The sequence below is a fragment of the Neisseria sp. Marseille-Q2251 genome, from assembly GCF_940793045.1.
Taxonomy (GTDB): Bacteria; Pseudomonadota; Gammaproteobacteria; order Burkholderiales; family Neisseriaceae; genus Neisseria.
In genome coordinates this window covers 1-13,925 of sequence record NZ_CALNWV010000036.1, presented here as the reverse complement: position 1 = coordinate 13,925, position 13,925 = coordinate 1, and the positions used below count along the sequence as shown (strand labels likewise).

At 52.5% G+C, this 13,925-nt stretch carries 12 protein-coding genes; 7 read left to right on the top strand and 5 right to left on the bottom strand.

The window, feature by feature from the left end:
• Positions 1 to 99: 99 nt before the first annotated feature.
• The gene (carA, locus tag AAG834_RS10840; protein ID WP_342032128.1) at positions 100 to 1,230 is read right to left on the bottom strand and encodes a glutamine-hydrolyzing carbamoyl-phosphate synthase small subunit; all 1,131 of its coding nucleotides are present in this window, start codon (positions 1,228 to 1,230) and stop codon (positions 100 to 102) included.
• A gap of 387 nt (positions 1,231 to 1,617) precedes the next feature.
• Between carA and pilC the strand changes: the two genes are divergently transcribed.
• A complete protein-coding gene (pilC, locus tag AAG834_RS10835; RefSeq protein ID WP_342032127.1) occupies positions 1,618 to 4,896 on the top strand; it encodes a PilC family type IV pilus tip adhesin in 3,279 nt (1,092 codons plus the stop codon).
• Positions 4,897 to 4,987: 91 nt separating this feature from the next.
• Here pilC and AAG834_RS10830 read toward each other — a convergent pair whose 3' ends face one another.
• Both AAG834_RS10830 and AAG834_RS10825 read right to left on the bottom strand, forming a co-directional pair.
• On the bottom strand, positions 4,988 to 6,028 hold the full coding sequence (locus AAG834_RS10830; RefSeq protein ID WP_342032126.1) for a sulfate ABC transporter substrate-binding protein: 1,041 nt from the start codon (positions 6,026 to 6,028) through the stop codon (positions 4,988 to 4,990).
• Positions 6,029 to 6,317: 289 nt separating this feature from the next.
• On the bottom strand, positions 6,318 to 6,905 hold the full coding sequence (locus tag AAG834_RS10825) for a YdcF family protein (protein ID WP_009313060.1): 588 nt from the start codon (positions 6,903 to 6,905) through the stop codon (positions 6,318 to 6,320).
• Between the two features lie 317 nt (positions 6,906 to 7,222).
• Between AAG834_RS10825 and trpC the strand changes: the two genes are divergently transcribed.
• Positions 7,223 to 8,005 carry an indole-3-glycerol phosphate synthase TrpC gene (trpC, locus tag AAG834_RS10820; protein ID WP_342032125.1) on the top strand — a complete coding sequence of 261 codons (783 nt, stop codon included), beginning with the start codon at positions 7,223 to 7,225 and terminating at the stop codon, positions 8,003 to 8,005.
• A 75-nt stretch (positions 8,006 to 8,080) separates the two neighbouring features.
• Here trpC and AAG834_RS10815 read toward each other — a convergent pair whose 3' ends face one another.
• Positions 8,081 to 9,724, bottom strand: a complete 1,644-nt coding sequence (locus tag AAG834_RS10815; protein ID WP_342032124.1) for an ABC1 kinase family protein — start codon at positions 9,722 to 9,724, stop codon at positions 8,081 to 8,083.
• A gap of 170 nt (positions 9,725 to 9,894) precedes the next feature.
• Between AAG834_RS10815 and AAG834_RS10810 the strand changes: the two genes are divergently transcribed.
• From AAG834_RS10810 to argJ, 5 genes are all read left to right on the top strand, one after another.
• Positions 9,895 to 10,527: a C40 family peptidase gene (locus AAG834_RS10810; protein ID WP_342032123.1), complete on the top strand. Its 633-nt coding sequence runs from the start codon at positions 9,895 to 9,897 to the stop codon at positions 10,525 to 10,527.
• A gap of 18 nt (positions 10,528 to 10,545) precedes the next feature.
• A complete protein-coding gene (locus AAG834_RS10805; protein WP_342032122.1) occupies positions 10,546 to 10,764 on the top strand; it encodes a hypothetical protein in 219 nt (72 codons plus the stop codon).
• Positions 10,765 to 11,149: 385 nt separating this feature from the next.
• Positions 11,150 to 11,494 (top strand): CidA/LrgA family protein, encoded by a 345-nt coding sequence (locus tag AAG834_RS10795; RefSeq protein WP_003742821.1) that lies wholly within the window; start codon positions 11,150 to 11,152, stop codon positions 11,492 to 11,494.
• On the top strand, positions 11,494 to 12,195 hold the full coding sequence (locus AAG834_RS10790; protein ID WP_342032137.1) for an LrgB family protein: 702 nt from the start codon (positions 11,494 to 11,496) through the stop codon (positions 12,193 to 12,195). The genes AAG834_RS10795 and AAG834_RS10790 overlap by 1 nt, the downstream gene beginning before the upstream one ends.
• A gap of 82 nt (positions 12,196 to 12,277) precedes the next feature.
• A complete protein-coding gene (gene argJ, locus AAG834_RS10785) occupies positions 12,278 to 13,498 on the top strand; it encodes a bifunctional glutamate N-acetyltransferase/amino-acid acetyltransferase ArgJ (protein ID WP_342032121.1) in 1,221 nt (406 codons plus the stop codon).
• Between the two features lie 344 nt (positions 13,499 to 13,842).
• On the opposite strand, the gene AAG834_RS13850 is transcribed toward argJ, so the two are convergent.
• Positions 13,843 to 13,925 (bottom strand): IS3 family transposase (locus tag AAG834_RS13850; RefSeq protein WP_440363771.1); only part of this gene is annotated, 83 nt, incomplete at its 5' end.

Here is a 13,925-nt window from a genome sequence, read left to right as displayed (position 1 = left end):
TGTGTTGAGGGGTCGTCTGAATTTTTGTTTTTTATGTTTTGATTTTTATCGGGTTTCAGACGACCTTTGTTGAGTTGAGAGGTCGTCTGAAAAGGCGGCTTATTGTTTTGCCGCTTTCATATTGTCAATGAATTTGTCAAACAGATAGCCGACATCCTGCGGGCCGGGGCTGGCTTCGGGGTGGCCTTGGAAGCAGAATACGGGTTTGTCGGTCAGCTCGATGCCTTGCAAGGTGTTGTCGAACAAAGATTTGTGGGTAATTCTTGCGTTCGCGGGCAGGGTGTCAGCATCGACGGCGAAGCCGTGGTTTTGGCTGGTGATGACGACTTTGCCGCTGTCCAAGTCTTGCACGGGGTGGTTCGCGCCGTGGTGGCTGAAGTGCATTTTCAGGGTTTTTGCGCCGATGGCGAGGCTGATGAGCTGGTGTCCTAAGCAGATGCCGAAGATGGGTTTGCCGCTTGCCATCAGTTTTTGCACGGCTTCGATGGCGTAGGTGCAAGGTTCAGGGTCGCCGGGGCCGTTGGACAGGAACACGCCGTCGGGGTTGAGTGCCAACACATCTTCCGCGCTAGTTTGTGCGGGGACGACGGTCAGGCGGCAGCCGCGTGCGGCGAGCATACGCAGGATGTTGGTTTTCACGCCGAAATCGTAGGCGACGACGTGGAACGGTTGTTCGGCAGGGGTAACGAAACCTTTGCCCAACGCCCATTCGCCTTCAGTCCATTCGTAGGCTTCTTTGCAGGAAACCTCTTTCGCCAAATCTTTGCCGACCATGCTGCCGAACGCGGCGATGAGTTCTTGCGCTTTTTCAACCGTAGCGTCCGCGCCGGTCAAAATTGCTCCGCCTTGTGCGCCTTTTTCGCGCAGCAGCGTGGTCAGGCGGCGGGTGTCGATGTCGGCGATGGCGACGGTTTTATTGCGCACCAGATAGTCGTGAAGGCTTTCGGAGGCGCGGAAGTTGCTGTGCAACAGCGGCAGGTCGCGGATAATCAAGCCTGCGGCATAAACGCTGCGGCTTTCTTCGTCTTCGGCGTTGGTGCCGGTATTGCCGATGTGGGGGTAGGTGAGGGTAACGATTTGTTTGCAGTAGGACGGGTCGGTCAGGATTTCCTGATAGCCGGTCATGGAAGTGTTGAACACGACTTCGCCGGAAGTCGAACCTTCGTAACCGATTGATGTGCCATGAAATACGCTGCCGTCAGCGAGAACGAGAAGAGCCGGAGTGGTCATGATGAATCCTGTTTGCCTGATGATGGTCGGTTTGCAGAAACGGGCAGGGGTCGTCTGAAAATTGTTTACAAAAAAGACCGCCTGAGAAAATATCGGCTAAAAAAAAACACGCCCCGCAGCCTTGATTTTGCTGCGTAACGTGCTTTTTCAGGCATAGCTGCCTATGCCGTAGAAGCAATGCATTCTACGTCAAAAAGCCACATCGTTCAAGCCGTGACGTGGCAACGGATTTTGCCTTTACAATCGCGCCGCCTGTTTCATTTTCGCCATTGTTCGCCGCGTCAGATAAAAAAAACAGCCCGAACCCCACATAAATGACATCGTAAATGTTAGAATCTCATTCCGAGAAAATAAAAACAACGTCATCATCCGTCAACCGACGATTTTATGAAAAAAGAACGCATTATGAAAAACAAACCTTCACGTTGCCCCGGCTCCATCCGTCCGATGATTTACAGCATCGCCTCCGCGCTCGCACTGATGGGGGCGGCATCACAAGCGCAAGCACAGTTTGCCAAAACCCCACTTTATTTGCAAAACGAAAGCAAGATTACAGAGCAGCCGAAAGTTAAGCATAACATCATGTTTTTTATTGATGATTCGGGTAGTATGCAACTTCCCGTGAGTGGTGCTTATGATGAATATAGAAGGCCATTAAACAGGTTGGATGTAGCTAAAATAGCGTTGAAGGGTATTCTTGCTGAGTATAAGGATCAGTTTAACTGGGGGTTGCAGACGCTTCATAATAATGGTCGGTCAGATGTGGATTTTTATAGTTCCGATCCTGAAACAATGAAAGCGCGGGTTAATGCTCTCAAATATGGGTCTGCAACCCCGACGACACGTCGCTATTTTGAAATTGTCAGTACAATCGTCATGCCCAAGGTTGAGTACCGTTGTCAAAAATCCTATGTCATTATGATGTCGGATGGTGATGCCAACGATAGCTCTTATTGTGGTACTTCTCCATATTGGCCAGATAGAACTGTTTTTGACTATGAGGCTCGTCGTTATTACCATGCTGCCGTGCGTTATAACTGGGGTGTTTATACTCCTTATAACACTAAGGAGTATCAAGATGCATACAAATATTTTGGCGAGAGGCCAATGCAGGATAGGCCTTTACGCTGTATGTTGGGCGAACCTTCCTATGATCAGTTCTGGGATCGCGGTAACGGCTTGGCTTTTTTCAGTAGAAAGCTGGCAACAAAAGACTTTAAAGTTGGTGGTACGGATAAGGCGGGTAAAAGCTGGGATGGCGACCCCAATGATTTCGGAGACTACAAAAAACAAACTGTTCAAACATTTACGGTAGGTTTTGGTAATGATATTACTCCCGCTGGTGCAGATTATCTGAAGCGCGGTGCTACGGGAGATCCAAAAGATCCAAAAAAAGGAGGAGGGTATTACACTGCCACAGACCGTGAAAGTCTGCTTGCAGCGTTTAAAGATATTACTGATACGATTAAAAATGACAGTCAAAATAGTGAACCGATTACTTTGGATGGCGGTACCGCTCCGGCAACTTCCAGCAGCGGTATTCCTGATTTGGCGGCAACCATCAAGCTGAATACCGGCTCTTGGAGTAGCCAGATTTTATTTAATAAATTGAATAATATTGATGGTAGACGGGAAGGTACAGTTACCCAGCCTTCCTTTGGTAATCGTAAAACATTGATTAACACAGGTTCTAATACTTACTTTATCGACGCCATCCCTGCTAATAAAGTCAACAATGCCTATTTCGGTATTGAGAATACTGACAAAGACGAATGGAAAAAACTGCTCAATTGGACAGGCAGGGTTGGCAGTGATGACAGTGCATACAAGCCTTACCGTGACCGTAAACCCAGAGAGCGTGATTTGGGCGATATTTTGGATGGTTCTGTTGCTGCAGTCGGCAATCTTGAGCATGGTCGCCGCAAATATTTGGTTGCCGCAGCCAACGATGGCATGGTGCATATTTTCCAAAGCACGGCAGGAGACTATCCTTATGATTTGAAAGTCAGCTATCTTCCTTCAGCGATGGAGCGTGAAAACGATGCGTCAGGCAACCCGATTACGCTTGCCAAAGTATTGAAAGACATTGCACATGCGGATTATGGAAAATCCATCGAAAACCATAAATATGGTGTAAACGGCGGTTTTACCCTGCGTCAGACCCCTGTTGCAGAACAAGGCAGTAAGTTTCAGCAGCGCGTGTTTATGTTTGGCGCGATGGGGCAAGGCGGACGTGGCGCATACGCTCTCAATATAGGCGGTAAAGAAGATCAAACCACCGATACCGGTCTGGATGCGGCTGCTTGGAGCGATAAAGTTCCTTTGTTTGAAACTACCAAAGGTAAAGACAATACTTTGGGCTTTACTATCGGTACGCCGCAAATCGGTCGCGTTTCCATCAAACGTGAAACTGACGGTAGCGCCAAACTGGAGGAAAACATCCGTTACGCAGGCTTCCTCGCCAGTGGCTACGCAGCCGAAGAAAAAGATGCGACAGCCAACGAAACTGCGTTATATGTTTACGAAATGCTTGGTAAAGAAGTCGGTACAGGCAAGAAACGCGGTCAGTCTGCGGGAAAAGAAGATAAGGCAGGTAAGGAGTTGGCGAAAATTATCGTGCCGGGCGGTGTAGGCGGTCTGTCCACACCGACACTGCTTGATACCGATTTTGACGGAGTTGTCGATTTTGCCTATGCAGGCGACAGAGGGGGTAATATGTACCGCTTCGACCTGCGCGGTGAAACGCCGAAAAATTGGACTGCGGTCAAAATCTTCTCAGGTTCGTCAAGCAAGCCGATTACCTCGGCTCCTGCCGTATCACGAAAAGGAGCTAAGGAATACGTCGTGATTTTCGGTACAGGTAGTGAAATCTACCAAAGTGATTTGAGCAATACTGAAAAACAATCGATTTACGGTATTTTTCAAAAACTGGATAAAGCGCCGAAAGATCTATTCGAAGACAAGACAAATCAGGATGTTACCGAGCAAAACCTGCGCGAGCAAACGATTACTGAGGTAGAGCAGTCATATAACGATGGAAACAATCAGCCACGAACCAGTAAGGCATTGTATCTGAGTAATGAAAAAATTGAAGAGACACATAAAGGCTGGTTCATCAATCTAGGTTCCGGCGAGCGTGTCAGCATTAAGCCGACTATGATTCTGCGTACTGCCATCGTTACGATACGCAAATACACTTCCGATGGCGGTAAGACTATCGGCAAGGAGGAAGCGGAAAAAGACTTGTGTATGCCTGTCAGCAACAATAAGTCAACTGTAACCAGCACGACCTTCCTCGGCATCAATGCTGATAACGGCGGTGCACTCAATAGCCGTAGCGCACGTTTTACGCCTGATATATTTAAGCGTGAATTGAGCGGTTTCGGTACGCAATACGCCAACGGTTTGACTCAAGAGGGTATTGTCAGCTTCACCTTTATCGATCCGAACAAGCGTACAGACGATCCTGTTACTGCCGATGGTGACAGCGGTGAAACCGGTACGGATAAGGAGCTTGGTTTGGGGTCTGGTACGCCAAACAACAAATGCTTCTCAGGCAAAGAGGGTGACCAACGCAGCTTGTTGCTGAATAATGCGCAATCACTGGAAGTGAAAGGCCGTATCTGTGGTCTGCAACGTATCAGCTGGCGCGAGCTGTTTTTCTGATTGGTTTAGTTAAACGTCGCATCCGATAGAAAGGTCGTCTGAAAACTTGGAAACAGGTTTTCAGACGACCTTTGTTTTATTTAAGATGCAATCAGTTTTGCGGTCGGTAAATCTTATCGAATACGCCGCCGTCGTTGAAAAATCGTGCTTGTGCTTTATGCCAGCCGCCGAAGGTTTCGTCGATGCCGACCAGTTTCAAATCGGGGAAGCGTGCTTTAAATTCGGTGCGTACGGCCTCGTCGGTGGGGCGGTAGAAATGGCGTGCCGCCATTCGTTGCGCTTCTTTGCTATACAGCATTTCCAAATAGGCTTTGGCGATTTGTTCCGTGCCTTTTTCTTTTGCTACTTCGCTGACCACGGCGACGGGCGGTTCGCACAGCATGGATATTGACGGCGTGATGATTTCAAATTGGTTCGGATTCTCCTGCAAGGCGAGGTGCGCTTCGTTTTCCCATACCAGCAAAACATCGCCGAATCCGCGCCGTGTAAAGGTAATGGTCGAACCGCGCGCGCCTGCGTCCATGACCGGCACGCGGCGGTAGAGTTCGGAAACAAATTGTTCTGCCGCCGCATCCCCGCCTTTTTCTTGTGCGTATGCCCAAGCCGACAGGAAATTCCAGCGTGCGCCGCCTGAAGTTTTCGGGTTTGCCGTGATAATTTGTACGTCGCCTTTGACCAAGTCGTCCCAGTCATGAATCTGCTTGGGATTGCCTTTGCGTACTAGGAATACGATGGTCGAAGTGTAGGGTGTGCTGTTGTGCGGCAGGGCTTTTTGCCAGTCTGCCGATAGGAGTTGCCTGCCTGCTTTGTTGTGATGGAGTGCGTCGATGTCGGATGCCAGCGCAAGTGTCACGACATCGGCTTTCAAGCCGTTTTGTACGGTCAACGACTGTTTGCCCGAACCGCCGTTAGAGAGGCGGATATCTGCTTCCTGTCCGTGTGTTTTTTGCCAGTAGCGTTGGAAAAACGGGTTGTATTCGCGGTAGAACTCGCGTGTCGGGTCGTACGATACATTCAGCATGACGACACGCTCGGGTTTGCCCTTGTCAGCCACGCTGCCGGACTGTCCGCATGAGGCGAGCCACACCGTTGCGCCGATGAAGATAATGCCCAGCCATGATTTGAGTCCCATCATATTTTCCTTATCAGACAAATACTTGAGCGGGAAATATAACAAGGCGAGAATCGTGCGGGAAATATTGTTTGCTTCTTTGGATATAACGGAAATGCGTTTGCGGCGATATGGAGCTTGGCGTTTGCAGATATTGCGTTTGAAGAGATGGGTAACGAAAAGGTCGTCTGAAAACTTCGATATACCGTTTTCAGACGACCTTTTGTCAATGATGCACTATAAAGACGATGCCTATGCTGTGAACGCTGCTTGCCCAAGTCTAAAACCATTTGCTTCGGACGGACAGGATTCAGCGGTGCATAATCATGGCTTTAATCCACGCGGGTATTTCGCGGGAGAGCTTGCGCAGGTAATTGGGCGTGGAGTCGCCGCAGGAATCGGAAGCGTAAAATTGGACATTTTTGTCTTTCAAATGGCGGTTGACGAGCCACTCGGCGCGTGCGAGATGGAAGGCGTCGCTGACGATGATGACGTTGGATACGTCTTGTAACAGTGGTGCGCTCAGGGCGATGTTTTCAAAGGTGCTTTCCGATTTGTTTTCGATGCGGATGTGTTCGGGCGGGATGCCCATGTCTATCGCCATAGATTGCATGGCTGCCGCTTCGTTGCTGCCGTCGCCGTCCGTGCCGCCGCTCATCAGCAACCTGCTGACTTTGTTTTGACGGTAGAGGGCGACGCCTGCTTCCACTCGGGAGCGCAGGCAGGGATTGGGTTTGCCGCGCCTGTTGACGGAATTGCCCAAGATGACGGCGATGTCGGCAGGTTTGATGTTTTGGGATGCTTTTTCTGCTTGGACGGCTTGGTAATGCAGCCAAGCCACGCTGGTCGCCCACATGAGGAGAAGCGGGAGGAAGCCCCATATTATCCATCTTTTCATAAATGATTCCTTTGGGTGTGTTGGGTATGTGCGGCGGGATATCGGTTGGATGGCGCGGCAGTGAAACATCATAGCATACGCGGATTGTCTGACCGGCGAGACGGGATGGGCGGTAGATTTCGGTTGCGGGCGGGGAGGGTATGTTGTGTTGTCATCGCGGTGAGGTCGTCTGAAACCATCTTCTGTTTTTCAGACGACCTCGTAAATGTTAAGATAAACCGTTTTTCCCTTTACGGTATGGAAGGGCGCAAAAAGCGGCGGCATAGGGTTGCCTGCTGTTTTGCGTTGTTCCACCATGTATTGATCGAAAGCCATTTATGACCGATATCCTCAATAAAATCCTTGCTACCAAGGCACAAGAAGTTGTCGCGCAAAAAGCGGCAGCACCGCTTGCGGAAGTCAAAGCGCAGTTGCGCGATGCCGAGCCAGTGCGTGACTTTTTTGCTTCCATCCGCAATAAACACGCCCAAAACTTGCCTGTCATTATCGCGGAAATCAAAAAAGCCAGTCCCAGCAAAGGGCTGATACGGCCTGATTTTCACCCTGCGGATATTGCGTGCGCTTATGAACGCGCGGGGGCGGCGTGTTTGTCTGTGTTGACTGACGAAGTGTATTTCCAAGGTTCGCCCGAGTATTTGAAACAGGCGCGTTCGGCGGTCAGCCTGCCGGTGTTGCGCAAAGATTTCATCATCGACGACTATCAGATTTATCAGGCGCGCACATGGGGCGCTGATGCGGTTTTATTGATTGCGGCGGCCTTGGATGCCGCGCAGTTGACGCATTTTGAAGCCGTTGCCCACGATTTGGGCATGACCGTGCTGCTGGAATTGCACGACCAATCCGAATTGGAAAAATGCCGTAACATGACCACGCCGCTTTGGGGTGTGAACAACCGTAATCTGCGGACTTTTGAAGTCACGCTCCAGCAGACTTTAGACCTGCTTCCCGATCTGTCGGGCAAAACGGTCGTCACGGAAAGCGGTATCCGAAACAAAGACGATGTGGACTTTATGCGCGGTCACGGCGTGCATACGTTCTTAATCGGCGAAACCTTTATGCGGGCGGCGGATATCGAAGCCGAAGTGCGTAAGTTGTTTTAATACCGTGCCGTAAGGCGTGTAAGGCACACAATATCTTGCCTGCTTTTGAGGCGGTCTGCTTCGGAAGCAGGCAGTTTAGTGTTTCCCCGACCGCCACACCGACCAGATAATCCACAGGCTGTTGGCGAAGGCGATAAGGTAGCCGACGAAGCCGATAAACTTGGGGCCGGTTTCTATACTCATGACGATGGACGAACCGATAATCAGGGCGGCGGTGACGATGCCCATGGTCAGGCGGTTGGCGGCGCTGTCGATTTGATGGCTGATGCGGTCTGACTGCTTGAGGTCTAGGGTGATGCCGAATTTGCCTTTTTGCAGCATTCTGGTCAGCCTGAAGAAGTCTTGCGGCAGCGACTCCGCCATTTGCAACAGGGTGCGCAGTTGCGTTTTGGCGTTGCGGGCAATGTGGGCGGCGGAGGCTTGTTCTTTGACGGCGGCTTCGGTGATGGGTTTGGCGCGTTCGAGCAGTTCGATACTGCCGTCGAGCCGTTTGACGACGCCTTCGAGGGTGATGAGGGTTTTGAAGAGCATCACGAGGTCGCCGGGCAGGGTCAGCCCGTGGCGGCGCATGATGGAGGTGATGTCGTTGATGACTTGGCTGACGCGCAGGTCGCGGATGGGCGTGTGTTCGTAGTTGAGCAGCATTTCCAAGACGTCTGCGCCGAGCAGGTTTTCGTCGGGCAAATCGCCCTGCGCCCAGTCGCTGAGGACGTATTGGATGAGCAGTGCGTCGTTGTTGGTCAGGGCGTTGATGAGGTTGAGGATTTCGCGGCGGCGGGTGTTGCCGAGGTGTCCGACCAGCCCGAAGTCGATGAAGGTGATGCCGCCGTTGTCGTTGACGAAGATGTTGCCCGGATGGGGGTCGGCATGGAAAAAGCCTTGCCGCAGCATCATGGTGAAGAGGGTGTCGGTAATCCGTCCGGCAAGAGCGCTGCGCAAGGTGTGGGGCATGGTTTCGAGGTCGGCGTCTTTCAGCAGCGTGCCGCCGATGTAGTCTTGTACGAGGATGTGCCGGTTGGAGATGTCGGGATAGACGGCAGGGATGCGAACCAAGGGGTCGTCTGAAAAGGTCTGACCGAAGCGCTGCATATAGCGCAGCTCTACTGATAAATCGGTTTCTTTTGCCAGACTCTTGGCAAAATAGGCGACCATCAATACGGGCTGGTAACGGCGCACTTCGGGGATTTCGGATTCCATCAGTCTGGCGAGGTGGTTCAAAATCCGCAAATCCGCCTGAATGACCGGCTCGATGTCGGGGCGTTTGACTTTGACGGCGACGGCGGTTCCGTCTAAAAGTTCGGCGCGGTGCACCTGCGCCACCGATGCGCTGCCTGCGGGTTTCGGGTCTATGCTGCGGAATACTTCGGAAACGGGTTTGCCCAGATAGGCTTCGACCAAAGTATAGATTTCAGACGACGGTATCGGCGCGACGTTGCTTTGCAGTTGTTCAAACTCTTCAATCCACTCCGCCCCGAAAATATCGACCCGCGTGGACAATACCTGACCGAGTTTGACGAAGGTCGGCCCCAACTCTTCAAACGCTTTGCGAAAGCGTCGCGGCGTACTCATATAACGGCTGTCGGGATGCACTTCGTCCCCGCCCGCCGCGCCCAAACGGATGCGCTGCACAAAGCCGCCCAAGCCGTATTTCGTCAGTACGGTAATAATTTCGCGCATTCTGGAAAAGTCGCGCATAGCGAGCAGAGTAGGTATCATCATCGGTTGGGTATCTTCGCAAAATTTTTTATAAACAACGCTTTAACGCAATATAACAGACGCTTTTTTGCCAAACATCCTGTTTTTTATATACAATCGCCTGAATATCCCAGATACAGAATAACATAATAGCAGGCGGCAGACAGGTCGTCTGAAAATGGAATCAGTCAAACATGAAAGCCTTATCCAGGCTGGCGGCACTATTGGCTTCGGTCTATATGCTGTCCGGCATTCATTTTGCAAACGCCGACGATCTCGATTCGTTCGTCAAAAACAGACAGCAGGTTTTAAATCAATTTGAAGATGCAAGACAACCTGCTTCCCCGGCACTCCTCCAACCCGGACGCGCAATCACTGCCGTGATCGCTCCCCGCCAACCCGTAAGCTCTGTACAGTCATCAGACAATGCGGACGAACTCATCAGCAGCGCGATGGGGCTTTTGGGCGTAGCCTACCGCTACGGCGGCACATCTGCGTCCACAGGTTTCGACTGCAGCGGCTTTATGCAGCACATCTTCAAACGCTCGATGGGCGTAAACCTCCCGCGCACTTCCGCCGCACAGGCAAAAATGGGTGTCGGCGTATCGCGTAGCGAATTGCAGCCGGGCGATATGGTGTTCTTCCGCACGATGGGTCGCGGCAGAATCTCCCACGTCGGCCTCTACATCGGCAACAACCGTTTCATCCACGCGCCGCGTACCGGCAAACGTATCGAAGTCACCAGCCTCAGCAACAAATACTGGAATGCCAAATACGCCTTCGCCCGCCGCGTGAAGAAAAACGATCCGTCCCGTTTCCTCAATTAAGTCTAGGAAAGCACCAACGTGAGTATGCCTGAAATGCCCAAATGGTATGACGACGACGGGCAAATCGTATCCTGCACTGAAAAAGTGAAAGTCATGACGGAAAACATGACCGAGCTTTATCAAGCAGCACAAGACGCATTTGAAGACGCGCTTCTGATGGGCTGCAGTGAAAAACAGTTGCGCGAATACCTGCAAGCCTTGATTGAAGGTGTGGAAAACCCATATCGGAAATCTTAGGCGGAAAATCCTATCCGACGGCAAGGTTTGATTCCTTGCCGTTTTTATGAATAGCGACAAAACAAGGTCGTCTGAAAGCCGGCAAGATGCTTTCAGACGACCTTATCGTTTGGTTTCAACATGGATTGATTCGGATAAATACGAAAAACAGCAAATCGATGTTGCATTTGGGCTGAACCATACTTTTCAGACGACCCCAAGGGCGTTATGATTTAATTATAGTGGATTAAATTTAAATCAGGACAAGGCGACGAAGCCGCAGACAGTACAGATAGTACGGCAAGGCGAGACAACGCCGTACTGGTTTAAAGTTAATCCATTATATTAACAAAGATTCATAAACCGCCCGTCTGCAAAGCGGCAAACCATAGAGGAAACCCGACCCATGCACACCATCCGCGCCTTGCTCGTCCTGCTCGGCTGCCTCGCGCTCGGCGAAACCGCCGCTTATCTTACGGGCATCAAACTGCCCGGCAGCATCATCGGTATGGGTATTCTGTTTGCCATGCTTCAGGCGGGGTGGGTGAAAGCCGAGTGGTTGCAGCAGCTTACCGACGCGCTGATGGCAAACCTGACGCTTTTCCTCGTGCCGCCTTGCGTCGCCGTCATCAGCTATTTGGATTTGATTGCCGACAGTTGGCTGTCGATACTCGTTTCCGCCGCCGCCAGTACCGTGTGCGTCCTGTTGGTAACGGGCAAGGTGCACCAATGGATACGGGAGAAAATCTGATGGACGGCATCCTTTCCCTGTGGCAGCAGCCCAGTGTCCTGCTTTTCCTGACGCTGGCGGTGTACGCGTTGGCACTCCTCCTTCGCGCGCGGACGGGCTACCTGCTGCTCAACCCCGTTTTAATCAGCACCGTTACCCTGATTGCCTACCTCAAAATCCTCGACATCGATTACGCCGTGTACCACGATGCCGCGCAGTTTATCGACTTCTGGCTCAAGCCCGCCGTCGTCGCGCTCGCCGTCCCGCTCTATCAAAACCGTCAAAAAATCTTCAGCCAGTGGCTGCCCGTCATCGTCTCGCAGCTCGCCGGCAGCGTTACCGGCATCATCACGGGCATGTATTTCGCCAAATGGCTGGGCGCGGAACGCGAAGTCGTCCTCTCGCTCGCCGCCAAATCCGTGACCAACCCCATCGCCATCGAAATCACCCGCACCATAGGCGGCATCCCCGCCATTACCGCCGCCACTGTCATCGTCGCCGGACTGGTCGGGCAGATCGCCGGTTATACCGTGCTTAAAAACACCGTCGGCATGCCCTCATCGGTCGGCATGTCGCTCGGCACCGCCTCACACGCCATGGGCATCGCCGCCTCGCTCGAACGCAGCCGGCGCATGGCAGCATACGCAGGGCTGGGGCTGACCCTCAACGGCGTACTGACCGCCGCCATTACCCCGATTATCATCCCCGTATTAGGATTCTGAACACTTTTCAGACGACCCCGATGAACCAAAAAGGTCGTCTGAAACCCAAACCCATAGCAACCCCAAACAAAGGAGCAGCAAAATGGCAGTCAACCTCACAGAAAAAACCGCAGACCAACTGCTGAACATCGACGGCATCCAACTCTTCACCGCCCGCGCAGGCATCAAACAAACCGACCGCGCCGACCTCACCCTGATGGTACTTTCCGGCGGCAACACCGTCGGTGCCGTCTTCACCACCAACCGCTTCTGTGCCGCCCCCGTCCACATCGCCAAATCACATCTCTTCGACGAAGACGGCGTGCGCGCCATCATCATCAACACCGGCAACGCCAACGCCGGTACAGGTGCTCAAGGCAGAATCGACGCCATCGAAACCTGCGCCGCCACCGCCGAACAAACCGGCTGTAAACCCTCCCAAGTCCTTCCCTTCTCCACAGGCGTCATCCTCGAGCCCCTGCCCGTCGGCAAAATCGTCGCCGCCCTGCCCAAAATGCAGCCCGCCGACTGGGCGGATGCCGCACGCGCCATCATGACCACCGACACCGTGCCCAAATCCGCCTCGCGCGAAGGCAGCGTCGGCGAAAAACACACCGTCCGCGCCACCGGCATCGCCAAAGGCTCCGGCATGATCCACCCCAACATGGCGACCATGCTCTCCTTCATCGCCACCGATGCCAAAGTTTCCCAACCCGTCCTCCAGCTGATGACCCAAGAAATCGCCGACGAAACCTTCAACACCATCACCGTTGACGGCGACACCAGCACCAACGACAGCTTCGTTATCATCGCCACCGGCAAAAACAGCCAAAGCGAAATCGACAACATCGCCGACCCGCGCTACAAACAGCTCAAAGACCTGCTCGGCAGCCTCGCCCTCGAACTCGCCCAAACCATCGTCCGCGACGGCGAAGGAGCAACCAAATTCATCACCGTCCGCGTCGAAAACGCCAAAACCCGCGACGAAGCCCGCCAAGTCGCCTACGCCGTCGCCCACTCGCCCCTCGTTAAAACCGCCTTCTTCGCCTCCGACCCCAACCTCGGCAGACTACTCGCCGCCATCGGCTACGCCGGCATCGCCGATTTGGACGCCGACATCCTCGAAATGTATCTGGACGACGTATTGGTTGCCGAAAACGGCGGCCGCGCCGCAAGCTACACCGAAGAACAAGGGCAGGCAGTGATGGCGAAAGACGAAATCACCGTCCGCATCAAACTCCACCGCGGACAAGCCGCCGCTACCGTCTATACCTGCGACCTGTCGCACGACTACGTCTCCATCAACGCAGACTACCGCTCGTAAGGACAGATTGTAAGTTTGGGGTTTTCAGACGACGTCTGAGTTCGTCTGAAAGTTTGAAACAATGGTTTGAGAACGGCAAAAAACGCGTGCGTACCGCACACACCCTACATGTCGGTTTTAAAGTTTGTGCCGCCCACAGGTAGGGTGCGTGGCGTAGCCATGCACGCAGTTAGTAGAGATTCAGGCTACGGTTTACTGCGCCACATCAATGGAAACACGATCAAAAAGAACGGTATTTCCAACAGTGTTCAACTGGTAGCGTGGGCTATGCCCGCGAAAATATAAAAGGTCGTCTGAAACCTGAACTGGCCCCCAAATCTTGGACACTCATAAAAGCCTATTATTCAGGCGCTCTGTGTAAGCTGGGTTCTGTATGCGACAGGACTCAGCTTTTTCAATTTCAAACTGCAACGCTCGCGGTTGTAGT